This window comes from Paracoccus sp. (in: a-proteobacteria) (assembly GCF_046289755.1).
Taxonomy (GTDB): domain Bacteria; phylum Pseudomonadota; class Alphaproteobacteria; order Rhodobacterales; family Rhodobacteraceae; genus Paracoccus.
Genome location: NZ_JBKBVD010000001.1, coordinates 94,837 through 118,974 on the forward strand (window position 1 = coordinate 94,837; position 24,138 = coordinate 118,974).

Below are 24,138 nucleotides of genomic sequence, written 5' to 3' on the forward strand. Positions count from 1 at the left end.
CCCGACCATGAATGGAACCAACATGCCGGCGGCCTTAATGCGGCGTGCCATTGAGGGACACGGATTGCCTATGAACATTCTCGACCGACTGAACTCGTCGCTTGGCAAATGGTTGCCCGAGCAACGCATTTTCATCCGGTCAGAAGAAGGCACGCGCTTTTTGCGCCTGCGTCCGCTGACACAGCTGGCAGGCGTCAGCGGTCTGACGCTGGTGCTTGGCTGGACGCTGCTGTCCAGTTCGTTTCTGGTGATCGACGCGGTCGGCGCCGGGAATTCCCGCGATCAGATCCATCGCGCCCATTCCTCGTTCGAAGAGCGTCTGAACGAGCTGTCGTCGGAACGTGACGCCCGCGCGGCCGAGGCGTTGGCCGCACAGAACCGCTTCTCGGTCGCACTGGAGCAGGTGTCGCAGATGCAGTCCCAGCTTCTGCTGTCCGAGGAACGTCGCCGCGAACTGGAGGCGGGTCTGGAAAGCGTGCAGGTTGCCCTGGCCGAACGCGGCGCCGGCACCCACAGCACGGCCGCCGCCGGGGGCGAGACGCCGCTGGATGCCGGCCGCGCCGAAGAGTTTTCCGTTGCGCTGGATATTCTGTCGGGCGAGCTTCGCAGCGCGGCGACGCAGCGCAGCGAAGCCGTTCTGGAGGCCGAAGAGGCCCGGCTGGCCGCCGAAGAACTGGTGGTCGAGCGCGACCAGATCCTTGCCCGCAATGATGAGATCCTGAACCAGCTTGAGAATGCCGTGACCATTTCGGTCAAGCCGCTGGACGATGTGTTCCGCTCGGTCGGGATGAACCCGGACGAGGTGCTGCGCACCATCCGCCGTGGCTATTCGGGTCAGGGCGGGCCGCTGACGCCGATGTCCTATTCGACCCGCGGCAATGCCGCGCTGAGCGAGGGCGAGGTCAAGGCCCGTCAGATCATCGTGACGCTGGACCAGATGAACACCTACCGGATCGCGATGGAAAAGCTGCCGCTTGCGATGCCGGTCAAGCAGAATTTCCGCTATACGTCCGGCTTTGGCCGCCGGTGGGGCCGCATGCATGAGGGGATCGACATGGCCGGTCCCGTGGGCACCCCGATCCACACCACGGGCGACGGCGTTGTGACCTTTGCCGGTCGTCTTGGCGCCTATGGCAACCTGATCAAGATCGAGCATGAGCTGGGCACCGAGACCCGCTATGCCCACCTGAACAGAATCGGCGTCCGTGTGGGCCAAAGGGTGTCGCAAGGCGAGCGGATCGGTGATATGGGGAATACCGGACGCTCGACCGGGCCGCACCTGCACTATGAGGTGCGGATGAACGGTCGGGCCGTTGACCCGATGAGCTTCATCAAGGCAGCAGAGAATGTTCAGTAAGACCCGCGTGACCGAAACCCGCCCCCAGCAAGGCAATGCCCCTGCAAGCCCGGCCGCCGAGCCCACGGCAGCCGACAGCAGACCTGTCGAATCCACGTCCATGGCTGCACCCCGGCCCCGCAGCGCGCCCTCGCTGCTGTCGGCGGATCTGCATGTCACCGGCAACATCAAGACGCAGGGCGACATCCAGATCGAGGGCACGGTCGAGGGCGACATCCGCGCCCATCAGCTGACCATCGGCGAATCGGCCACCATCAAGGGTGAGATTGTCGCCGATGACGTGATCGTCAATGGGCGTGTCGTCGGCCGCCTGCGCGGTCTCAAGGTGCGGCTGAGCGCTTCGGCGCGCGTCGAGGGCGACATCATCCACAAGACCATCGCCATCGAATCCGGCGCGCATTTCGAGGGCTCGGTCCAGCGTCAGGACGACCCGCTGAGCAATGGCGTCACCAAGAAGCTGGCGCCGCCCAGCTCTGAGTGATCCGACCGGCCTGCCGGTTGCACCCCTTGCAAGGCCCGCAATCGCGGGCCTTTCTGCATCCGCCCGCTGACCGCTGCCGGGTGCAGGTTCAGTCGGCCTCATCCTGTGGCGTCAGCCGCCGATAGAGATGCCAGGTCGCGTGACCAAAGACCGGCAAGGCGATGAACAGCCCCAGAAACATCGGCAGAATCGCCAGGAACAGTCCGGCGGCAATCAGCGCCGCCCAGAGGGCCAGCACGCCCGCATTCATCTGCACCGCCTGAACCGAGGTGATGATCGCCGTGATGAAATCGGTCTCGTGATCCAGAAGCAGCGGCAGGCCCACGATGGTAAAGCTGAACAGCGCAACCGCAAAGCCCGCCCCCACCAGCGTGCCGACGCACAGCATGACAAGGCCACGCGGCTCGAACAGCAGTGCCGGTGAGCTGGTGATATTGGTCAGCGACGCCGTGCCCAGAAACAGCGCAAAGACCGTATGCGCGACAAACACCCAGAACATGAACATCAGCAGAATGACCATCGCCATCGACGGGATCTGGCGGTCTTTCTGCGCAATCACGACGCGGATGACCTGCGGCCAGTCCAGCGGCAATCCACGCTCGATCCGGCGACTGACCTCATAGAGGCCGACAGCCGCAAAGGGGGCAATCAGCGGGAACCCCAGAACAAACGGGATCAGCCACCACTCGCGCCCGACTGCGGTGCTGACAGCCGCCAGAACCAGCCCGCCCATGACATAAAACGCTGAAAACAAAAGCCCGAAGGCTGGCGCACGTCGAAAATCGTGCCAGCCGCAGGCAAGCGCCGCGCGCAGATCGGCAAGGGTGATCCGCACCGGGTCCGGCAGCAGATCAGGCTCGGGCCGAGGGTCATTGGAAAAATCTGATCGCGCCATGAATCCATCCCCAGAAGTCAGCGCGCTCTGGGGAAAGATACGCGCCGCCTGCCGGGGTGGCAATGAAATTACGCGTACCGGCGAACCAGCGCCTCGCAGACCGGGGGGGTGACGAATTTCGACACATCCCCGCCCAGGCGCGCGATTTCCTTGACCAGCTTGGAGGCGATGGCCTGACGCCGGGCATCCGCCATCAGAAAGACGGTCTCGATGCCGCTGTCCAGCGCCCGGTTCATACCGACCATCTGGAATTCGTACTCGAAATCAGCCACCGCGCGCAGGCCCCGCACGATCAGCCCGGCGCCCACATCGCGGGCGCAGTCGATCAGCAGGTTCTCGAACGGATGCACCAGGATTTCGCCGCCTGTGCAGGCCGCGATTTCGGCGCACTCGGCCTGAACCATCGCCACCCGCTCTTCCAGCGTGAACAGCGGCCCCTTGTCGCGATTGATGGCCACGCCGATCACCAGCCGGTCGACCAGCGCCATGGCGCGCTGAATAATGTCGATATGGCCAAGGGTGATCGGATCGAAAGTACCGGGATAGAGGCCGATGCGCATGAATTTGCGTCCTTAGGTCAGGGTCTCGGCCTCAGGCAAAGCGCATTTGTCCACCGATTGCAAGAATGTGAACGCCACCGGTCGCGCGTCATGCGCCCATGATCATCCCGGTCAGCGCCTCTTTTTCCGCCGCCAGTTCCTTGAGGCGGCCGCTGACCGCATCCCCGATCGACACGACGCCCAGCATATTGCCCTCGGCGTCGACCACCGGCAGGTGACGGAACCGCCCCTCGGTCATGCGCTCAAGGATCTGCAGCGCATCCTCACCCTCGGTGCAGGTCTGAACCTCGCGCGTCATCACGCTGCTGACCGGCTCGGACAGAACATCCGTGCCCCTGCTGCCAAGCTGCCGTACAATATCACGCTCTGACAGGATACCCTCGGGGCGCCGACCATCGGATGAGACGACCACGGCGCCGATCCGGCGCTCGGCCAGCAAGCGCGCGGCCTCGGCCAGCGTCACATCGGGCGCGATGGTGATGATCGTCTGCGCCTCGATCCCCGGCTTTCCCATTCCGGCCTTCATCGACAGCAACTGTTTCACCAGCATGACACGCCTCCATTCGCTTGTCTTTCTCCCGTCATCTTTTGCGCCGAATCGCCGCGCGTCAAGTCAGTCTGGCGCAACACCCTGCGAAGGTGCGGAAAGCTGCGCCTCCAGCCGCGCGACCTCGGCCCGCACGGCGCCGCCAAGCGCCTCGGCCAGCAGCGACAGACGGCGCGAGTTGCGGTCATCGGCATGGCGGATCAGCCAGAAGCTGCGCCGCAGCGCGATCTGGTCGCGCAGCACTACCTGCAGACCGGGCGTAAAGGGGATGGCAAAGTCATGCACGATCCCCAGCCCCGCCCCTGCCCGGATCGCCTGCATCTGCACCGACACCGAGTTCGAGCTGATCGCCGCCGTCTCGACCCCGGTTTCCGACAGATAGTCCAGTTCCCGGTCAAAGATCATATCGGGGATATAGCCGATCATCCGGTGCGCCCGCAGGTCCGCCAGATCGCGCAATGGCGGGTGCTGCGCCAGATAATCCCGGTGCCCGGCCAGGTGCAGCCGGTAATCGGTCAGCCGCTGCACGACCAGCCGACCCGTATCGGGCGGCGAGACGGCGATGGCCATATCCGCCTCGCGACGCGTCAGGTTCACGACCCGAGGCAGGGCCACGATCTGCACCTCCAGCCCCGGATGGCGCGCACACAGATCGCGCGCCACCTGCGGCAGCAGATAGTTCGCACAGCCATCCGGCGCCCCGATCCGCAGCTGCCCGGTGATGCCCGCATCGCGGCCCACCGCCTCGGCGGCGGCGCTGGCGGCCTGCTCGGCGGTCTCGGCGGGCGGGATCAGCCGCGCGCCCTCGGCGGTCAGCGCATAGCCCTGCGGCGTTTTCAGAAACAGCGCGGCGCCCACCGACCGTTCCAGCCGCTGCACCCGTCGCCCCACGGTCGAGGCGTCCATGCCCAGCCTGCGCCCCGCCCCCGACAGGCTTTCCGCCCGCGCCACGGCCAGAAAAATGCGCAGATCATCCCAGTCCATCGCCGCCACCTTTGCAAAAACGCAAAACGCTTTTGCCAGCATTCCTCTTTCCACAGCATTTCCGCAAGGCTACCCTCTGGCCAAAGCACAGGAGGATGCCATGAACGAGATACATCACTGGATCGACGGCAAGGACCACAAGGGCTCGTCCGGCCGGTTTTCCGATGTCTTCAACCCCGCCACCGGCGAGGTGCAGGCCCGCCTGTCGCTGGCCACCAAGGCCGAACTGGACCACGCTGTGGCACAGGCCGCCAAGGCGCAGGTGAAATGGGGCGCCACCAACCCGCAGCGCCGCGCCCGCGTGATGATGGCCTTCGTGGGCCTGATCAACCGCGACATGGACAAGCTGGCCGAGGTTCTGTCGGCGGAGCATGGCAAGACCTTCCCCGACGCCAAGGGCGACATCCAGCGCGGCCTTGAGGTGATCGAATTCTGCATCGGCGCCCCCCATCTGCTGAAGGGCGAGTTCACCGACAGCGCCGGCCCCGGCATCGACATGTATTCCATGCGCCAGCCGCTTGGCGTCGTCGCGGGCATCACGCCCTTCAACTTCCCCGCCATGATCCCGCTGTGGAAGATGGGCCCGGCCCTGTCCTGCGGCAATGCGATGATCCTGAAACCGTCCGAGCGTGACCCCTCGGTGCCGCTGATGCTGGCGCGTCTGCTGCAAGAGGCGGGCCTGCCCGATGGCGTGCTGCAGGTCGTGAACGGCGACAAGGACAGCGTCGACGCGATCCTCGACAATCCGACCATTCAGGCGGTGGGCTTTGTGGGTTCCACCCCGATCGCGCAGTATATCTATGAACGCGCGGCGGCCAACGGCAAGCGCGCGCAATGCTTCGGCGGCGCCAAGAATCACATGATCATCATGCCGGATGCCGATCTGGATCAGGCCGCCGACGCGCTGATCGGGGCGGGCTACGGGGCGGCGGGCGAACGCTGCATGGCGATCTCGGTCGCGGTGCCGGTGGGCGAGGCGACCGCCGATGCGCTGATCGAAAAGCTGATCCCGCGCATCGAAAAGCTGAAAGTCGGCCCCTGGACCGCAGGCGATGATGTCGATTACGGCCCCGTCGTCACCAAAGCCGCCAAGGACAACATCCTGCGCCTCGTGCAGACCGGCATCGACCAAGGCGCCGAACTGGTCGTCGATGGCCGCGACTTCAGGCTGCAGGGCTACGAGGATGGCTTCTTCGTGGGCCCCCACCTCTTCGACCGCGTCACCCCCGACATGGACATCTACAAGACCGAGATCTTCGGCCCGGTCCTGACCACCGTCCGCGCCGCCAGCTACGAAGAGGCGATCGGGCTGGCCATGGACCACGAATATGGCAACGGCACCGCGATCTATACCCGCGACGGCGACACCGCGCGCGACTTTGCCAGCCGCATCAATATCGGCATGGTCGGCATCAACGTGCCCATTCCGGTGCCCTTGGCCTATCACACGTTCGGCGGCTGGAAAAAATCCGGCTTCGGCGACCTGAACCAGCACGGACCCGACGCGTTCCGCTTCTACACGCGCACCAAGACGGTGACCGCGCGCTGGCCCTCGGGGATCAAGGAAGGCGGAGAGTTCAACTTCAAAGCGATGGACTGAACCTTTCTTCTTCACGAAAATATCCCGCAGGGGGTCCGGGGGGCGCGCAGCCCCCCGGCGCTCGCGGGACGCAAACCCGCCCAGGGTCCCGGTCACGACCACCCTGCCGCAAAGGTAGACCATGACGACCGAACCCGACTTCACCCTTGGCATCGAAGAGGAATACCTCCTCGTCGAGGCCGATACCGGCGATCTGGCCGAGGCGCCGCCCGCCCTCATGCAGGCGTGCAAAAGCGACCTCAGCGATCAGGTCAGCCCGGAATTCCTGCGCTGCCAGATCGAGATCGGCACGCCGGTCGCGGTCAGTATCTCGCAGGCCCGCGACCATCTGCGCCATCTGCGCGCCACGGTCGCGCGGCACGCCGGGGCGCATGGGCTTGCCCCCATCTCGGCCTCGACCCACCCGTTTGCCGACTGGCGCGCGCAGACCCATACCGACAAGGACCGCTACAATCAGCTGTCGCGTGACATGGGCGGCGTGGCGCGGCGGATGCTGATTTCGGGCATGCATGTCCATATCGGCATCGACGACCCGGCCCTGCGCATCGACCTGATGGGCCAGATGACGCATTTCCTGCCTTGGCTGCTGGCGCTGTCGGCCTCCAGCCCGTTCTGGCAGGGCGAGGATACCGGCCTTGCCTCGTATCGCACCACGGTCTTTGGCGACATGCCCCGCACCGGCCTGCCCCCCGCCTTTGGCAGCTGGTCCGAATTCGAACGCTCGGTCACAGCGCTCAGCGACCTCGGCGTGATCGAGGACAGCTCGAAAATCTGGTGGGATCTGCGCCCCTCGGGCAAGTTCCCGACGCTGGAGACCCGGATCTGCGACGCCTGCCCCCGGATCGAGGACACGCTGACGCTGGCGGCGCTGATCCAGGCGACGCTGCGGATGCTGTGGCGCCTGTCGCGCAAAAATATCCGCTGGCGGCAATATGACAGCTTCCTGATCGGTGAAAACCGCTGGCGCGCCCTGCGCTATGGCACGACCGAGGGGCAGATCGACTTTGGCCGTGGCCGGATCACCCCCTTTGCCGAACTGGCCGAGGACTGGTTCGCCCTGATCGCCGAGGATGCCGACGCACTGGACAGCCAGCCCGCCATCGCCCGCCTGCGCGACATGGTGGCCCGTGGCACCTCGGCCGACCGCCAGCGCAAGGTGGCCGCTGATGCCCGCGCCGCAGGGGCCACGCAGGATCAGGCCCTGCGCGCCGTGACCCGCCATCTGATCGGGGAATTCACCCGCGACCTATGACCGACCCGCCCCTTGCAACATTCTGGAAATATCTGCCAATTAAACATCCGTTCAATTCGCGCATATCTGGGGAGGGATGCCGCATGGATTTTGCACTCAGCGAGGAACAGCAGGCGATATTCGACATGGCCCGCGATTTCGGCCAGACCCGGATCGCGCCCCATGCCCGCGCATGGGAAGAGGCCGGCACCATCCCGCGCGCGCTGTGGGCGGATCTGGCCGCACTGGGCCTCGGCGGCATCTATGTCAGCGAGGATCACGGCGGCAGCGGCTTGTCGCGGCTGGACGGCACCCTGATCTTCGAGGCGCTGTCGATGGCCTGCCCCTCGGTCGCGTCCTTTCTGTCGATCCACAATATGTGCGGCGGCATGATCGACAGGTTCGGCAGCGCCCAGGCCCGCGCGCGCTGGCTGCCCGCCATCTGCCGGATGGAGACGGTCTTCAGCTATTGCCTGACCGAACCGGGCAGCGGCTCGGACGCGGCGGCCCTGCGGACGCGAGCCGAGCGGGGCGATCAGGGCTGGCGCCTGAACGGCACCAAGGCCTTCATCTCGGGCGGCGGCTATTCCGACGCCTATATCGTGATGGCCCGCACCGGCAGCGACGGCCCGCGCGGCATCAGCGCGCTGGTGGTCGAGGACGGCACGCCCGGCCTCAGCTTTGGCGCGCCTGAACAGAAGATGGGCTGGCGCGCGCAGCCCACGACGCAGGTGCAGTTCGACGATTGCACCATCCCGGCGGACAATCTGCTGGGTGACGAGGGGCGCGGCTTTGCCTATGCCATGGCCGGGCTGGACGGCGGGCGGCTGAACATCGCGGCCAGCGCGCTTGGCGGCGCGCAGGCGGCGCTGGACGCGACGCTGACCTATATGGGCGAGCGCCGCGCCTTCGGGCAGACGCTGGATCAGTTTCAGGCGCTGCAATTCCGGCTGGCCGAGATGGAAACCGCGCTGCAATCGGCACGCATCCTGCTGCGTCAGGCGGCATGGAAGCTGGATCAGGCCGCCCCGGACGCCACCAAATTCTGCGCCATGGCCAAGCTGCATGTGACCGACCGCGCCTTCGAGGTGGCCAATCACTGCCTGCAACTGCATGGTGGTTACGGCTATCTTGCCGATTACGGGATCGAAAAGATCGTGCGCGACCTGCGCGTGCATCAGATCCTTGAGGGCACGAACGAGGTCATGCGGCTGATCATCAGCCGCGCGCTGCTGGCCGAACGGGGGTAAGGCGTTGAGCGATCTGAATATCCGGAAATCGGGCCGCGCGGGCCGCATCACCTTCACCCGCCCGCAGGCGCTGAACGCGCTGAGCCACCAGATGGCGCTGGCGATCCATACGGCGCTGGACGGCTGGCGCGACGACCCCGGCGTGGCGCTGGTCATCATCGACGCCGAGGGCGAGCGCGCCTTTTGCGCAGGCGGCGACATCGCGGCGGTCTATCACGCCGGGCGCGCGGGCGATCATCAGACCGGGCGCGCCTTTTTCCGCGACGAATACCTGATGAACGCGGCCATTGCCGGTTACCCCAAGCCGGTGGTGGCCTTCATGCAGGGCTTTGTGATGGGTGGCGGCGTCGGCGTCGGCGGCCATGCCGGGCACCGGATCGTAGGCGACACGACCCGGATCGCCATGCCCGAAAGCGGCATCGGCCTGATCCCCGATGTCGGCGGCAGCTGGCTTCTGGGCCGCGCGCCGGGGCGGATCGGCGAATATCTGGCGCTGACCGGCGCGCGCATGGGGCCGGGCGATGCGATCCATGCCCGCTTTGCCGACAGCTACCTGCCCGAGGCGGAATGGCCCCCCCTGATCGCCCGGCTGGAGGCGACCGGCGACGCCACCCTGATCCGGGGCCTGACCCCGCCCGAGGCACCGCTGGCGGCCTGCGATCTGTCGGCCTTTGGCGCGCCAGATGCGGACGCGATCATGGCTGCGCTGGAGGCTACGGGCCAGACCGGACCGCTGGAGGCGATGCGCCGCAACTCGCCCCTCTCGATGGCGGCGGGGCTGGCCATGGTGCGCGCCGCGCGGGGCGACGAGAGGATGCAGGACGCGCTGTCGCGCGAATACCGTTTCACCTTCCGCGCCACGTCTGACAGCGATTTTCTGGAAGGCGTGCGCGCGCAGATCATCGACAAGGACCGCCAGCCCGACTGGCGGGCCGACGCCTCGCCCGCAGCGGTTCAGGCGATGCTGGCGAATTTGGGCGAACATGAACTTTGCTGGAGGGACAGGGCATGAAAATCGGGTTTATCGGTCTGGGTAATATGGGCGCGCCGATGGCGCAGAATCTGGCGGCGGCGGGCCATCAGGTGACGGGCTTCGACACCGCCGCGCCCGAGCCCGACGGGGTCACCGCGGCCGCCAGCGCCGCCGAGGCCGTGCAGGGCGCCGAGATCGTCATCACCATGCTGCCCAACGGCCAGATCCTGCGCGCGGTCGCGGAGCAGGTGATCCCCGCCATGGCCCCCGGCGCGGTGCTGTGCGACTGCTCGACCGTCGATGTGGACAGCGCCCGCGCGGTGGCCCGGCAGGCACATGCGGCGGGGCTGGGCGCGCTGGATGCGCCCGTCTCGGGCGGAACCACGGGCGCGCAGGCGGGCACGCTGACCTTCATGGTCGGCGGCGCGCCCGAGGATTTCGCCCGTGTGGCGCCGCTGTTCGAGGTGATGGGCCAGAAGGCCGTCCATTGCGGCGATGCGGGCGCGGGACAGGCGGCCAAGATCTGCAACAACATGATCCTCGGCGTGACCATGATCGCCACCTGCGAGGCTTTCGCGCTGGCCGACAAGCTGGGCCTTGACCGCCAGAAGATGTTCGATGTCGTCTCGACCAGCTCCGGCTATAGCTGGAGCATGAACGCCTATTGCCCGGCCCCCGGCATCGGCCCGTCCTCGCCCGCCGACAACGGGTATAGGCCGGGCTTTGCATCGGAACTGATGCTCAAGGACCTGACACTGGCGCAGCAGGCCGCCGGTTCGGCGCAGGCCGACACGCCGATGGGCGCCCTTGCGCGACAGATCTACGCCGAGTTCGTCGAACACGAGGACGGGCGCGGGCGTGACTTTTCTGCCATGCTGCCCCGCTTTGTGCAGAGAAACGGGTAATTTTCCTCACCGAGTGCAACTTTTTGCGGAACTGGATCACGATCGGGTGGTTGCCTCCTTAATCAAGGAGACGACAAGGGACGTGGCTGATGATTTCGATCCGCATCGCCGGCGCAGTTGCATTGGTCACGTTTGCCTGGGCAGCGTGGCCTGCACGGCATGCTGTGATCGCAGCCCCGGCAATGGCGGACGAGGCGGCAAGAATTGTGACAGTCGGCAGCATTATCGACCCCGCCAACCTGCATATCGTCACCCTTCCGGGGCGATACGGTCTTGGATCGCACCTTCCCGGTAGCCAGTATGGTGTGGTGGCCGGGCATCTGGTGCGCTTTGATCCGCTGACCCATCGCACGCTTTCGATCCTGCGTCGCGCGCCGCAGGTCATGGACTGAGACGAGGCCGATACCGCAGCCTTGCCGTCAGCGCATGACGACATTGCGCCCGGTTGCGGAACCGATCGGACCACGGGCAGGTTGGCATCTCTGAAACCAGATAAAGACGGAGACGATGATGACACTGTCGCAACGCCAGGGCGCGGTGGCGGCCGGGGCGATGCTGATAGCGGTCGTTGCGGCGCCCGGAGGCCATTCACAGGCGCAGGCGCAGGTGCAGAACTCGTCGCCTTCTGCTGCCCTCGCGGTCAGCCATCCGCCACAGCGGGGCATCGCCATCGGTGATATCGTGTCGCGCGATCAAATCCACCTGGTGACGCGCCCCGGGGCCTACGGCCTGTCGAATCCCCCGGCCGGGAATGGCTATGCGATCGTCTCGGGGCATCTTGTGCGCATCGACGTGACCAGCGGCAAAATCCTGTCCGCGCTCCGCCGGGTCGAACGAATTCTCGACTAGCGATCACCCCGCCAGCAGCGACCGCGCCGCCTGCGAGGCGGCATCGGTGATCGTCTCGCCCGACAACATCCGGGCGATTTCCGCAACCCGCGCACCCTCATCCAGCAGGCAGACAGTCGAGCGGGTCATCCCCTGCTCGACCGACTTCGAGACCTGAAAATGCGCCGCACCCAACGCCGCGACCTGCGGCGAATGCGTCACGACCAGCACCTGCGCACCGTCGGCCAGTGCTTTCAGCCGCCGCCCGACCGCATCGGCAGTGGCGCCACCGACGCCGCGGTCGATCTCGTCGAAAATCATCACCAGCGCGTCATTGCCCCGTGCCAGACAGACTTTCAGCGCCAGCAGAAAGCGCGACAACTCGCCGCCCGAGGCAATCTTGTCCAGCGGTCCGGCGGGTGCTCCGGGGTTGGTGGCGACGCTGAACGCCACCATGTCACGCCCCTCGGGACCGGGATCGGCGGGCGTCACACGGGTCTGGAACACCGCACGCTCCATCCGCAGGGGGGCAAGCTCGGCGGTGACGGCGCGGTCAAGACGCAGGGCCGCCGCCTGCCGGGCCGCGGTCAGAGCGCCTGCGGTGGTGTCATAAGCCTGCTCGGCCTCGGCCGCCTCGCGGCGCAGATCCTCCAGCCGGGCCTCGCCCGCGTCGATCCGCGTCAGCCGGTCGCGCAACTCATCCGCCAGCCCGGCCAGATCATCGGCCAGCACGTCATGCTTGCGCGCCAGCGCCCGCAGCGCAAACAGCCGTTCCTCGGCCGTCTCCAGCGCGGATGGATCGAAATCCAGCGCCGACAGCGTGTCTTCGACGCCGCGATGCGCCTCGCCCAGCTCGATCAGCGCCCGCGACAGCGCCGCCAGAGGCGCGTCCAGCCGACCCTCGGCGCGGTCGGCGGCACCCTCCAGCCAGCGGCTGGCATCGACCATCGCACCCTCGGCCCCGTCCGCCCCCAGCATCTGCAGGGCGCGGGCGACATCGACGCGGATCCGCTCGGCCGCCTGCATGCTGCGGCGCGCCACGTCCAGCTGCGCCTCTTCGCCCGCCACCGGGGCCAGCGCGTCCAGTTCGTTTACGGCATGGCGCAGGTAATCCTCTTCGGCGCGGGCGGCGGCAAGGGCTGTCTCGGCCTCATCAAGCGCCCGCCGCGCCTCGCGCCGGGCCGTCCATGCGGCGCGCGCAGGCGCCAGGTCCAGCCCGCCGAAAGCATCCAGCATCGCCCGGTGGCCGCGCGGGTTCAGCAGACCGCGATCGTCATGCTGGCCGTGCAGCTCGACCAGAGTGTCCGACAGCTGCCGCAACACCTCGCCCGACACGCGGCGGTCGTTCACCCAGCCCGTCTTGCGCCCGTCCTGAGCGTTCACGCGGCGCAGGATCAGCTCGTCATCCTCCAGCTCGATCCCGGCATCGGCCAGCAGCGCGCGCGCCGGATGGTCCTGCGGCAGGTCGAACACCGCCGTCACCTCGCCCTGCGCGGCACCGCTGCGGACCAGTTCGGCGCGGCCCCGCCAGCCCAGCACAAAGCCCAGACAGTCGAGCAGGATCGACTTGCCCGCCCCTGTCTCGCCGGTCAGCACGTTCAGACCCGGCTGGAACGCAAGCTCCAGCCGGTCAATCAACAGCATGTCGCGGATGTCCAGCGAACGCAGCATTGGAGTGCCCCCGGCTTACGCCATGCGGGGCGGCATCACAGCCAGCGCCCCTGAATCGTCTGACGATAGATATTGGTCAGCCAGCTGTCGCCGCGCGCCTCGGGCGACAGGCCACGCCCGCGCAACTGGCCGAACGCGTCCTGATAAAAGGGCGAGGACTGGAAGTTGTGGCCCAGAATTGCCCCCGCTGTCTGCGCCTCGTCCAGCAGGCCAAGCGCCAGATAGCCCTCGGTCAGCCGCATCAGCGCCTCGGGGGTCTGGCCGGTGGTCTGGAATTCCTCGACCACGACGCGGAACCGGTTGATCGCCGCCGTGTAATGCCCGCGCTTGAGGTAATAGCGCCCGATTTCCATTTCCTTGGCCGCCAGATGGTCAAAGGCCAGATCGAATTTCAGGATCGAGCTGCGGGCATATTCGCTGTCAGGGTATTCCTCGATCACGCGGCGCAGGCCCTGCAGCGCCTGAAAGGTCAGCCCCTGATCGCGGCCGACATCGTCGATCTGATCGTAGTAGGACAGCGCCAGCAGATATTGTGCATAGGCCGCATCCTCGTCACCGGGATAGGTATCGAGGAACCGCTGCGCCGCGCCCCGCGCCTCTTCGTAGTTGCCGGCGCGGTGCTGGCCGTAAGCCTGCATGATCAGCGCGCGCTTGGCCCATTCGGAATAGGGGTACAGCCGCTCGACCTCGGCGAAATAATGCACGGCGTCTTCGGGTCTGCGCGTATTCTCCAGCTCGAACTCGCCGCGTTTATAGATGTACTCGGCGGTGAACTGGTCCAGATTCTGACGCAGGGCTGCGTCCCGGCTGCCCGAACAGCCGGACAGGACGGCTCCGGCCAGAAGCACAGCCGTCACCGATGCCATGATTTTCGAGCGCGCCATCCTGATCCTGTCCTGCGATTTCGTCTGCGCCAGACCGCCCAGTGGACGGCGCTGCCGGCACCTCCTAGCACAGAACATCAGAGGGCGCAAAATGGCAATCCGTTGAATTCTGCGTGGCTTTCTCCGCATGATTGCACGACATCAAAGGGCGGCAGCAAAGCGCCGTCCGCAAGACTGTCCGGGAATACGGGGCACCTTACTCGGCGGCGACCCCATAGAAGCTGGCAGCGCCAGCCTGGGGGCCATAGGCCGCAACACCCGCGCCGGGCAGTCGCCCTTCCAGCGCGGGGGTGCAGTTCTCCCAACGCCAGGCTGTCGGGTCCGCAAACAGCGCACGCAGCAGACGGTTCGTCATCGCATGCCCCGCCCGGTGGCCCTGATACTGCGCCAACAGCGGCGCACCCGCCAGCGCCAGATCGCCCAAAGCGTCCAGCATCTTGTGGCGCACGGCCTCGTCACGGTGACGCAACCCGCCCGGCGACAGGATCTGCGCGCCATCGACGACGACGGCGTTCAAATAGGTGCCGCCAAGGGCCAGCCCGTTGCGGCGCATCGCCTCGACATCCGAGGCACGGCAGAAGGTGCGGCTGTCGGCCAGTTCGCGCAGGAAGGCGCCGTTGGCCATGTCCAGATGCATCTCCTGATGACCGATCGCGGCATCGGCAAAGTCGATGGCAAAGTCGATTTCCAGATGATCGCCGGGGACCAGCCGCGCAAACGCCTCACCCTCGCGGACCTCGACCGGGCGCAGAACACGGATCGCGCGCAGCGGCGCGGCCTGCATCTCGATCCCCGCGCCAAGGATGCCCGACACGAACGGCGCCGACGAGCCATCGAGAATCGGCACTTCGGGTCCGTCCACCTCGACCAGAGCGTTGTGAATGCCGGTGCCCGACAGCGCGGCCATGACATGTTCAACCGTCGACACCGTCGTGCCCGCGCCGTCATCCAGCAGCGTGCACAGTTTCGAGGGGGTCACATGGTCCCAGCGCGCGGGGATCTGCGGGCGGCCCGGCAGGTCGGTGCGGCAAAAGCGGATACCGTAGTCAGCAGCAGCAGGCAGCAGCACAAGCCGGACCGGAGCGCCGGAGTGAAGCCCGACGCCGGTAAAAAGAACTGCTTGTTTCAGCGTTGCCTGCATGGCTGCCACTCCGGAAAAATTCTCGCACCGCATCACTGCGGGGCCTGTGCATTTCAGCTAGGCGCAGCGCCGGTCGCGATCAATTAACGTTTTATGACGGCATGAAACAAACGGCGGGCCGAGATGTAACATTTGTCCAGAAAACGGCGCAATGTTCTGGATTTTATACAAAAAGAAAGGGCCGCACTGTGGCGGCCCCGTTCATTCGATGTCGGATACGTGAGCGGTGTCAGTTCGCCTGACGGCGCAGGAAGGCCGGGATTTCGACATTGTCCTGGGCCGCATCCGGGCTGGCCAGATCGTCGAAATCGGTTTCTTGCTGCCGCGCGCGGACGGCAACGCGGTCGCTGACACGCTCGGCGATCGAGGATGCGGGGGGTTTGCCCGCCTGATCACCGCCATGCCCGGCCATCCGCTCCAGCATCCGGCCAAGGCCGCTCATGCGGCTCTGAGCGCGGGGATCAGCCTGAGCGTCCGCCTGCTGCGGGGCGGCATTGCGGCTGTTCTGGCCATGGTTCTCGACGGCGCGGCGCAGACGGTCCATGACCTCGGGTGCGGGCTGGCCCGGACGCGGCGGGGTCGGTGCGACAAAGTCCGAGGCGTCGTCCTCGATCCGCACGGCGTTCTGGCGCGGGCTTTCCTTGGGCTGATAGGCCGGTTTCGGCATATCCTCCTCGTGACGCGCCTCGGGTGCGGCGGTGCGGGCGGCGGGCGCCAGCGGCGCGCGCGGCTCGACCGCCGGGGTGGTGCGGCGCGGCGGCAGCGGCATGTCGGCGGCCGTGTCCTTGTGGGTCACGGTCGGGTTCTGCGTCAACGGGGCTGCCATGCTGCGGCGGGGCGAGGGCGTTTCGACCACGGCAGCTGCCGCGTCGATGCCGGTCGCCACGACGGACACGCGGATCGCGCCTTCCATATCGGGGTCCAAGGTCGAGCCGACGATGATATTGGCGTCCTGATCCACCTTGTCGCGGATCACGTTTGCGGCCTCGTCCAGCTCGAACAGGGTCATGTCATAGCCGCCGGTGATGTTGATCAGCACGCCACGGGCGCCGTTCAGGCTGATCTCGTCCAGCAGCGGGTTGGCGATGGCGCGCTCGGCGGCTTCCTGGGCGCGGTTTTCGCCCGTGGCCTCGCCGGTGCCCATCATCGCCTTGCCCATCTCGTCCATCACCGCGCGGACGTCGGCAAAGTCGAGGTTGATCAGGCCCGGACGGACCATCAGGTCGGTCACACCCTTGACGCCCTGATACAGCACGTCATCGGCCATGGCGAAGGCTTCGGTAAAGGTGGTCTTTTCATTCGCCAGCCGGAACAGGTTCTGGTTGGGGATGATGATCAGCGTGTCGACGACCTTCTGCAGTGCTTCGACGCCCTCTTCGGCCTGACGCATCCGCTTGGAGCCTTCGAACTGGAAGGGCTTGGTCACCACGCCCACCGTCAGAATGCCCATCTCACGCGCGGCCTGCGCGATGATCGGAGCCGCACCCGTGCCGGTGCCGCCGCCCATGCCGGCCGTGATAAAGCACATATGCGCGCCCATCAGGTGATCGACGATATCCTCGATGGTCTCTTCGGCGGCCTTGGCCCCGATCGAGGGCTTGGCGCCGGCGCCCAGCCCTTCGGTCACTTTCGGACCCATCTGGATGCGCGAGGTCGAGCGCGACTGCTGCAGCGCCTGCGCATCGGTATTGGCGACCACGAATTCCACGCCCTCAAGCTGCTTCTGGATCATGTTATTGACCGCATTGCCGCCCGCCCCGCCGACACCAAAAACGGTGATGCGCGGCTTCAGCTCTTCTTCGTCGTTCATCATCAGATTGAGGCTCATGGTTTCCGCCTTTTGTCGCTGCTCTCGCTTACGGGCGCGGGCTGCCCGCTCGAATCCCCGGAATTAAACACAACCGTACCCTTTGCAGCCCTTCGCGTCACCCGAAAAACGGCAGGAATGCGCAAAATCTGGCGGTTTGGTCTGTGGTTTTCGGCGGTATCTTGCCAAGCGCTCAGAATGTGGTGGCCCGGTGGGCAACCAGCCATAGCAAGCGGTGCAATACAATCACCAGTTGTTTCGGAACCACCGATATGCCCGCCGCAGCGACCGCGCCGGATAGCGGTCCGAGGGCATTTCAAAGTCCCACCACTCGTCTTGCGGATGGGCGGCAAACAGCGCCAGCCCGACGGCGCTGGAAAAGCTGGGATCGGTCAGCTGATGGGCCAGCCCGTCGATGCGCAGGGGCCGTCCGCAGCGGATATTCGGCCCCAGAATACGCGTCGCCAGCCCGTCCAGACCGGGGATCTGGCTGCCGCCGCCGGTCAGAACGATCTGTTGGCTGGGCATATAATCGAACCCGGCCGCGTCCAGCACGCCCCGCACATTCTCCAGAATTTCCTCGACCCGCGGGCGCATGACGCCGATGACATCGGCACGGCTGACCTGTCGGCGGTCGGTTTCCCAGTCGCCGGTCTCGCCGCCCACGTCGATCATGTCGCGGTCGTCGCGGCCCGTTGCCTCGACGCCGCCGTTCAGGGTCTTCAGCCGCTCGGCCACGGGCAGAGGCACGCGCAACCCCTGCGCGATATCCTGCGTGATCAGATTGCCGCCGATGGGCACGTGATCCGAAAAAATCATGTGCTTTTTGACAAAGATCGTGACGCCGGTGCCACCGCCTCCGAAATCGACACAGGCGGCGCCCAGCTCCTGCTCATCCTCGACCAGCGAGGCGCGGCCCGAGGCATAGGGCGCCGAGGCGATCCCCGCCAGCTCCAGATCGCAGCGCCGGATGCAATGCACCAGGTTGCCGATCATGTCGCTGTCGGCGGTCAGCACATGCATGTCGCAGAACAGCTTGTTGCCGACGTGATCGCGCGGATCGACCAGGGCCGAGCGGTTGTCGACCGCGAAATTCACCGGCTGTGCATGCAGCACCTCGCGACCGCGGCCGAAATCGGGCGTGTCGCAGGCGGCCAGCACCGATGCGACCTCGTGATCGCCGACCTTGCCTGCGGGCAGCGAAATCTCGCCCGCCAGACCGTAAGAGGCAGGCCGCCCCCCCGACATGCAGGCGATGACGTGATCGACCCGCACACCGGCCAGCTTTTGTGCGGCGGCAACGACGGTGCGGATGGCACGCTCGGTCTCGGCCATGGTCTCGATCTCGCCGCGCCGCATCCCGCGCGAGCGGGTCGAGGCGGCGCCGATCACGCGGAAATTCACCTGCCCCGCCATGGGGCCGACGCCATCGGTTTCCCGGAACGTGCCGGTGCCGTCAAAGCGCAGGACCAGACAGGCGATCTTGGAGGTGCCGATGTCCAGAATGCCGATCACGCCGCGCTGCAAGGCGGCACGGCGCATGTTTCGCATTGCGCGCTGCGTCTGATACAGGTCAGTCATTCGCCCTTGCCTCCTTGTCTCAGCTTTCGGTGTCCGGCAGTACATTCCCGTCCGGCCCCAGCAGGGGCTGGTTGCGTGCCTCGCGGATCGTGTTGCGGGCATCAACGCCCAGCCTCAGCACCGGGCGCGAGGGCGTGCGCAGATCGACCACGGCGATGTCGCGGCCCAGCATGTCCTCGGCCCGGTCCAGTGCGATGGCGGCCTCCAGCGCGGTCACGGCGCCGGTCTCGGGCAGCAGGATGCGCTGGTCGAAATCCAGCACCAGATCCCAGCGCCGTTCACCACGCCGCACCAGACCGCGCACACGCGGCAGGATCGGGCCTGCCGCATCGAACAGGGCCAGCGCCTCGGCAATGACCAGATCGGCCCCCTCGCCCGTGACCAGCGGCAGTTCGGGCCGCACCTCGCGCGAGGTGACGCTGGCGACGCGGTGGCCGCCCTTGTCCAGAATCTCGATCCCCCGCGCGTGGCGCCACAGGATCGCCGGTTCGCGTTCCTTGACCACCGCCGACAGGATTCCGCCGGGCTTGATGCGCAGATCAATGCTTTCCACCGCATCAAGCTGCATCACCTGCAGCCGCAGCGCGGGCAGGTCGATGTCAAAGCTGGAGGCGGGCAGATCCACCGGCAGCATGGCGCGCAGGGCGCGGTCGACCACGGGCGAGGCGCCCTCGATCGTCATCATGCGGACCTGAAATTCATCGCGGCTCTGGATCTGGGCCACGACCGAGGTGACGCTGCCGGTCAGCCGGGCGCGGCGATCCTCATCGGCCAGCCACAGCCCGGCGATCATCGCCAGTGCGAACGCGGGCAGCCCCACGCGCACAACGCGGCGATACAGCGGCGTCAGCCACATCCGCTGCAAGCGATAGGTCAGCCGCGAGGGTGCGGGATCGCGCCGCTGAGGGGGCGCGGCGGGCGGGGTGCGATTGGGCCTGTGGTCGATCACGACCGGCACAGCGCGTCCTCCACCATCCAGGCCATCAGCGCGGGAAAGTCGATCCCCGCATGCGCCGCCTGTTCGGGCGCCAGCGAGGTGGGCGTCATGCCGGGCTGGGTGTTCACCTCAAGGATGATCAGCCCCGCCAGCCCGCGCGCCTCGTCCCAGCGGAAATCGGTCCGGGTCAGGCCGGTGCAGCCAAGCGCCTTATGCGCGCGGCAGGCCATGTCCAGACAGGCGGCGCGGATCTGGTCGGGGATGTCCGCCGGGACCACATGGCGCGAGCCGCCGACCGTGTATTTGGCGGCATAGTCATACCAGCCGTCGGTCAGGATCTCGGTCACGTCCAGCGCGCGGGCGCCCATCACGGTGGTGGTCAGTTCGCGCCCCGGCGCATAGGTTTCCACCATCACCCGTGCAGGCATGTCGGGCGACAGATCGGGGGGCGCATTGGCGCCGTCATGCACGATGTAGACGCCGACCGAAGACCCCTCGTCATTGGGTTTCACGACATAGGGCGGCGGGATCACATGGCGGCGGCGCACCTCATCGGCATCCGCGATCACGCTTTCCACCACCGGCAGGCCGGCGGCGCGAAAGGCATCCTTGGCGCGGGTCTTGTCCATCGCCAGCGCCGAGGCCAGAACCCCCGAATGCGTATAGGGCAGGCCCAGCCATTCCAGCAGGCCCTGAACGCAGCCATCCTCGCCCCAGCGGCCATGCAGGGCGTTGAACACCACATCGGGCGCAGCCGCCGTCAGGCGCTGAACGATCTGATCGCCGCGCGCCTTGTCCAGCACGATTTCGGTTACTTCATAGCCCGCCACCCGCAGCGCATCCGCGCATTCGCGCCCTGACGACAGCGACACCTCGCGCTCGGCCGAGGGTCCGCCCATCAGAACAGCGACCGAGTGGGCTGTCCTGCTCGACCTGCCCGCCACGTTTTCGCCTTTCGCGCCCGGTTGTTCCGGGCTTTGTCCGTCTCGCGCAGCCTTGGTTGGCCGCATCCTGTGGCGGGAAGATACAGGCAAAGCGCCAACCGCAAAAGTGATAATTCAGCGCGCTGCACCGATTGTTGCGGCGGGCCTATTCCTCGGGCGCCGGATCACCGATGCGGATGACCTCCCATTGCAGCTCATGGCCGCTGTCTTCCAGCACCCGGCGACGCACCAGCTCGCCCAGGGCTTCCAGTTCGGCAGCCGTCGCGCCGCCGGTATTGATCAGGAAGTTGGGATGCTTTTCCGACATCTGCGCGCCGCCCCAGCTATGGCCGCGCAGGCCCGCCGCGTCGATCAGCGACCATGCCTTGAGGTCATGCGTGTCATCGGCACGCCCGGTCGAACTGAACCCCGCCGGGTTGCGGAATGTCGATCCGGCGCTGCGTTCCTTCGTGGGCTGGCTTTCGTCGCGGCGGGCCAGCTGGTCGGCCATGCGGGCGTGCAGCGCGTCGGTATTGCCGGGCGCGGCGCGCAGCCGGGCCTGCGTGATGACCCAGTCGTCGGGAATGTCGGAATGCCGATAGCCAAAGCGCAGATCGGCAGGGGTCAGCGTCACGCGGCGCCCGTCGCGGGTCACCGCCTCGGCGTCGATCAGGTGATCGGCGATATAGCTGCCATAGCAGCCCGCATTCATCCGCACCGCACCGCCGATGCTGCCGGGAATGGTGCGCAGAAAGGTCAGGTCGCGCCCGGCCTCGGCGGCGCGGCGGGCCACCTGCGCGTCCAGCGCGGCGGCGCCTGCGGTGACGATGTCACCCTCGACCTCGACGGTGTTGAAGGCGCGGCCCAGACGGATCACGACGCCCCGGATGCCGCCATCGCGCACGATCAGGTTGCTGCCGACGCCCATGGGAAAGACCGGCACATCACCGGGCAGATCGGCCAGAAACGCCGCCAGATCCTCGGCATCGGCGGGCTGGAACAGCCAGTCGGCAGGGCCGCCCACCCGCAGCCATGTCAGGCTGTCAAGCGCACGGTCGGGGATCAGGCTGCCACGGGGGGTCGGAAGGTCAGGTGTCATTCCCGACTGGTAGCCAGCAGAGCGGGGGCCGTCAACCGGCCCCCGCCCGGCCTTACCGATACAGCAGCACCGGAATGCTGGCGGCCTGAATCATCGCCGTCGTGGTCGAACCGATGATCAGGCTGCGGATCCGCGAATGGCCGTAAGCGCCCATCACCAGCAGATCGAACCCTTCGTCAACGACCAGCGCGCGCAAAGCCTCGTCCGGCTCGCCCGGCACCACCCGCAGCATGACCCGCAGGCCGGAAGCCGTCAGCTCCAGCATCGCCTCGTCCAGCCGCGTGCGGATCGCGGGCTTGTCCTCGCCCACATGAAGCAGCGTGATCTCCAGCCCCTGAAAGACCGGGCTTTTCGCCATGCGCTGCACCGCCATGCGGGCCGAGGGGCTGCCGTCAAAGGCCAGCAGCACCCGCCCGATCGGCCTGAACGCGCGCGAGGCGACGAAGACCGGCACTTTCGAGGCGCGCACGATCCGTTCGAGGTTCGAGCCCAGATGACCGCTGGCGAAATCCGCAGCCTCGCCCCGCTTGCCGATGACGATGGCGCGCAGGTCGGGCTCGATCTCGCGGACGGCTTCCAGAATGTCGCCCTTGCGCAGATGGGTGCCCACCTCGGCCACGCCCGCCTGTTGCAGGATCTGCTCCGCATCCTCGAGGATCGCGCGGCCCTGTGCCTGCGCCAGACGCGCGCGCTGTTCATCCGCCGCCGCCAGCTCGGCCAGCAGGGCGGATCGCGCGCCGAGGGTCAGCGCCCCCGACAGGTTCTGCTTGCCGCCCGCCTCGCGGCGGCCCAGCACATGCATCAGATCGACAGACGCGTTCAGGCGCCCCGCGATCCAGGCGGTGTGGTGGCAGACGCTTTCGGAATAGACCGAACCGTCGACCAGTGCGAGTATCTTGTTCATCGCCATCCCCCTCAATGCCCCATCAGCTTGTCAAGTGCGCCGGGCTTGTCATGAATGGCAAGCTTGTCCACCAGCGTCTCGGAGGCTTCATTGAGGCCGATCACCTCGACCTCGGCCCCTTCGCGGCGCAGTTTCAGGATCGCCATGTCCAGCGCCTGAACCGAGCTGATGTCCCAGATATGGGCGCCGCTGACATCAATTACCACCCGCTCGACCGCCTCGCGGAAATCAAAAGCCCCGGCGAAATCTTCGGACGAGCCATAGAACAGCTGCCCCTCGATCACATAGGTCCGGGTGCGGCCATCTGCAGACAGGGTTGAGGACACGCGGAACAGCTGCGCGATCTTGGCGGCAAAGAAGATGCCCGACAGCATGACGCCGACCAGCACGCCGATCGCGAGGTTATGGGTATACACCACCGTCGCCACCGTCGCGATCATCACCACCGAGGACGACCGGGGATGCGTGCGCAGATTGCCAAGCGACGACCACGAGAATGTGCCGATCGAGACCATGATCATGATCGCCACCAGCGCGGGCATCGGAATGATCGCGACAAGGCCGCCAAGGCCCACCACCATGATCAGCAGCGAGACGCCAGCCGCAAAGGCCGACAGCCGCCCGCGCCCGCCGGATTTCACGTTGATGATCGACTGACCGATCATCGCGCAGCCAGCCATGCCACCGATAAAGCCGGTCGCGGTATTCGCCACGCCCTGCCCGATACATTCCTGATCGCGGTTCGATGTCGTGTCGGTCAGATCATCGACGATGTTCTGCGTCATCAGGCTTTCCAGCAGGCCCACGATGGCCACGGCCAGCGAATAGGGCAGGATGATCAGCAACGTATCGAGGTTCAGCGGAATATCTGGGATCAGGAACACCGGCAGCGTATCGGGCAGCGCGCCCATATCGCCCACGACGCGCACGTCCCAGCCCAGGAACGCCACCAGCGCCGTCAGCACGATGATCGTCACCAGCGGCGACGGGATCGTCCGGTTCACGCGCGGGAACAGGTAGATGATCGCCAGACCGGCGGCCACCAGCGCCCATGTCAGCCAGGTCACGCCGGGATTGGCAAAGTCCAGCTCGGGCAGCTGCGCCATGAAGATCAGGATCGCCAGCGCGTTGACGAACCCGGTCATGACGGACTTCGAGACATAGCGCATGTAGCGGCCCAGCTTCAGCAGCCCGGCGCCGATCTGCAACAGCCCCGCCAGCACGGTCGCGGCCAGCAGGTATTCCAGCCCGTGATCGCGCACCAGCGTGATCATCAGCACGGCGGTCGCGGCCGTGGCAGCCGAGATCATGCCCGGACGCCCGCCCACGATGCCCGTGATGACGGCGATCGAGAAGCTGGCATAGAGGCCGACCTTTGGGTCAACGCCCGCGATGATCGAAAAGGCGATAGCCTCGGGGATCAGGGCCAGCGCCACGACAACACCGGCAAGAATATCGCCGCGGATATTGCCGAACCATTGGTGACGGTATTCGGAAAATGAGATCATAAGCTGTCCATCATCCCGCGCCTCTGGCCTGTTGGTGTCGGGCCTGCACGGAATGTTTTTTCAGATGATTGT

General features: G+C 66.5%; 23 protein-coding genes and 1 other annotated feature (1 of these 24 only partly in view). Of the genes, 9 read left to right on the top strand and 14 right to left on the bottom strand.

Annotated features, from left to right (window positions below; all coding sequences use genetic code 11):
* Window positions 1-70: 70 nt before the first annotated feature.
* Window positions 71-1,357, top strand: a complete 1,287-nt coding sequence (locus ACK41U_RS00435; protein ID WP_409674353.1) for a DUF5930 domain-containing protein — start codon at window positions 71-73, stop codon at window positions 1,355-1,357.
* Complete coding sequence (locus ACK41U_RS00440; RefSeq protein WP_409674355.1) at window positions 1,347-1,838, top strand: polymer-forming cytoskeletal protein; 492 nt, start codon at window positions 1,347-1,349, stop codon at window positions 1,836-1,838. The genes ACK41U_RS00435 and ACK41U_RS00440 overlap by 11 nt, the downstream gene beginning before the upstream one ends.
* A gap of 88 nt (window positions 1,839-1,926) precedes the next feature.
* Here ACK41U_RS00440 and ACK41U_RS00445 read toward each other — a convergent pair whose 3' ends face one another.
* From ACK41U_RS00445 to ACK41U_RS00460, 4 genes are all read right to left on the bottom strand, one after another.
* On the bottom strand, window positions 1,927-2,733 hold the full coding sequence (locus tag ACK41U_RS00445; protein ID WP_409674357.1) for a DUF2189 domain-containing protein: 807 nt from the start codon (window positions 2,731-2,733) through the stop codon (window positions 1,927-1,929).
* A 68-nt stretch (window positions 2,734-2,801) separates the two neighbouring features.
* Complete coding sequence (coaD, locus tag ACK41U_RS00450) at window positions 2,802-3,293, bottom strand: pantetheine-phosphate adenylyltransferase (RefSeq protein WP_409674359.1); 492 nt, start codon at window positions 3,291-3,293, stop codon at window positions 2,802-2,804.
* Between the two features lie 88 nt (window positions 3,294-3,381).
* Window positions 3,382-3,843 (bottom strand): CBS domain-containing protein, encoded by a 462-nt coding sequence (locus ACK41U_RS00455; protein ID WP_409674361.1) that lies wholly within the window; start codon window positions 3,841-3,843, stop codon window positions 3,382-3,384.
* Between the two features lie 63 nt (window positions 3,844-3,906).
* Window positions 3,907-4,824, bottom strand: a complete 918-nt coding sequence (locus ACK41U_RS00460; protein ID WP_409674363.1) for a LysR family transcriptional regulator — start codon at window positions 4,822-4,824, stop codon at window positions 3,907-3,909.
* Window positions 4,825-4,924: 100 nt separating this feature from the next.
* Here ACK41U_RS00460 and ACK41U_RS00465 point away from each other — a divergent pair, with 100 nt between their 5' ends.
* The 7 genes from ACK41U_RS00465 to ACK41U_RS00495 all read left to right on the top strand — a co-directional run bounded on the left by ACK41U_RS00465 (window position 4,925) and on the right by ACK41U_RS00495 (window position 11,632).
* A complete protein-coding gene (locus ACK41U_RS00465) occupies window positions 4,925-6,424 on the top strand; it encodes a CoA-acylating methylmalonate-semialdehyde dehydrogenase (RefSeq protein ID WP_409674365.1) in 1,500 nt (499 codons plus the stop codon).
* A 121-nt stretch (window positions 6,425-6,545) separates the two neighbouring features.
* Window positions 6,546-7,676, top strand: a complete 1,131-nt coding sequence (locus ACK41U_RS00470) for a carboxylate-amine ligase (RefSeq protein WP_409674367.1) — start codon at window positions 6,546-6,548, stop codon at window positions 7,674-7,676.
* An 83-nt stretch (window positions 7,677-7,759) separates the two neighbouring features.
* Entirely contained in the window at window positions 7,760-8,905 is a 1,146-nt protein-coding gene (locus tag ACK41U_RS00475; RefSeq protein WP_409674369.1) for an acyl-CoA dehydrogenase family protein, read from the top strand.
* A 4-nt stretch (window positions 8,906-8,909) separates the two neighbouring features.
* Entirely contained in the window at window positions 8,910-9,917 is a 1,008-nt protein-coding gene (locus tag ACK41U_RS00480; protein ID WP_409674371.1) for an enoyl-CoA hydratase/isomerase family protein, read from the top strand.
* Complete coding sequence (gene mmsB, locus ACK41U_RS00485; protein ID WP_409674373.1) at window positions 9,914-10,783, top strand: 3-hydroxyisobutyrate dehydrogenase; 870 nt, start codon at window positions 9,914-9,916, stop codon at window positions 10,781-10,783. The genes ACK41U_RS00480 and mmsB overlap by 4 nt, the downstream gene beginning before the upstream one ends.
* 89 nt (window positions 10,784-10,872) lie before the next feature.
* On the top strand, window positions 10,873-11,175 hold the full coding sequence (locus tag ACK41U_RS00490) for a hypothetical protein (protein ID WP_409674375.1): 303 nt from the start codon (window positions 10,873-10,875) through the stop codon (window positions 11,173-11,175).
* Between the two features lie 118 nt (window positions 11,176-11,293).
* The gene (locus ACK41U_RS00495; RefSeq protein ID WP_409674377.1) at window positions 11,294-11,632 is read left to right on the top strand and encodes a hypothetical protein; all 339 of its coding nucleotides are present in this window, start codon (window positions 11,294-11,296) and stop codon (window positions 11,630-11,632) included.
* A gap of 3 nt (window positions 11,633-11,635) precedes the next feature.
* Here ACK41U_RS00495 and recN read toward each other — a convergent pair whose 3' ends face one another.
* The 10 genes from recN to ACK41U_RS00545 form a co-directional block, all read right to left on the bottom strand.
* On the bottom strand, window positions 11,636-13,282 hold the full coding sequence (gene recN / locus ACK41U_RS00500; protein ID WP_409674379.1) for a DNA repair protein RecN: 1,647 nt from the start codon (window positions 13,280-13,282) through the stop codon (window positions 11,636-11,638).
* A 35-nt stretch (window positions 13,283-13,317) separates the two neighbouring features.
* Window positions 13,318-14,166, bottom strand: a complete 849-nt coding sequence (locus tag ACK41U_RS00505) for an outer membrane protein assembly factor BamD (protein ID WP_409674381.1) — start codon at window positions 14,164-14,166, stop codon at window positions 13,318-13,320.
* Window positions 14,167-14,362: 196 nt separating this feature from the next.
* Window positions 14,363-15,307: a UDP-3-O-acyl-N-acetylglucosamine deacetylase gene (lpxC, locus tag ACK41U_RS00510; RefSeq protein ID WP_409674383.1), complete on the bottom strand. Its 945-nt coding sequence runs from the start codon at window positions 15,305-15,307 to the stop codon at window positions 14,363-14,365.
* 229 nt (window positions 15,308-15,536) lie between these two features.
* Window positions 15,537-17,135, bottom strand: a complete 1,599-nt coding sequence (gene ftsZ / locus ACK41U_RS00515; RefSeq protein ID WP_409674385.1) for a cell division protein FtsZ — start codon at window positions 17,133-17,135, stop codon at window positions 15,537-15,539.
* Between the two features lie 225 nt (window positions 17,136-17,360).
* Window positions 17,361-18,695, bottom strand: coding sequence for a cell division protein FtsA (ftsA, locus tag ACK41U_RS00520; RefSeq protein ID WP_409674387.1), 1,335 nt, complete (start codon window positions 18,693-18,695; stop codon window positions 17,361-17,363).
* 19 nt (window positions 18,696-18,714) lie between these two features.
* A complete protein-coding gene (locus tag ACK41U_RS00525) occupies window positions 18,715-19,653 on the bottom strand; it encodes a cell division protein FtsQ/DivIB (RefSeq protein WP_409674389.1) in 939 nt (312 codons plus the stop codon).
* Complete coding sequence (locus ACK41U_RS00530) at window positions 19,641-20,576, bottom strand: D-alanine--D-alanine ligase (RefSeq protein ID WP_409674391.1); 936 nt, start codon at window positions 20,574-20,576, stop codon at window positions 19,641-19,643. Before ACK41U_RS00530 ends, ACK41U_RS00525 begins: the two co-directional genes overlap by 13 nt.
* Window positions 20,577-20,721: 145 nt before the next feature.
* On the bottom strand, window positions 20,722-21,654 hold the full coding sequence (murB, locus tag ACK41U_RS00535) for a UDP-N-acetylmuramate dehydrogenase (RefSeq protein WP_409674393.1): 933 nt from the start codon (window positions 21,652-21,654) through the stop codon (window positions 20,722-20,724).
* A gap of 52 nt (window positions 21,655-21,706) precedes the next feature.
* Window positions 21,707-22,558, bottom strand: a complete 852-nt coding sequence (locus ACK41U_RS00540) for a universal stress protein (protein ID WP_409674395.1) — start codon at window positions 22,556-22,558, stop codon at window positions 21,707-21,709.
* 11 nt (window positions 22,559-22,569) lie between these two features.
* Window positions 22,570-24,066: a SulP family inorganic anion transporter gene (locus tag ACK41U_RS00545; RefSeq protein ID WP_409674397.1), complete on the bottom strand. Its 1,497-nt coding sequence runs from the start codon at window positions 24,064-24,066 to the stop codon at window positions 22,570-22,572.
* A 66-nt stretch (window positions 24,067-24,132) separates the two neighbouring features.
* Window positions 24,133-24,138, bottom strand: a sequence feature (sul1 is cis-regulatory element that is thought to sense ions involved in sulfur or methionine metabolism; They are found in Alphaproteobacteria) (it continues 50 nt past the right edge of the window).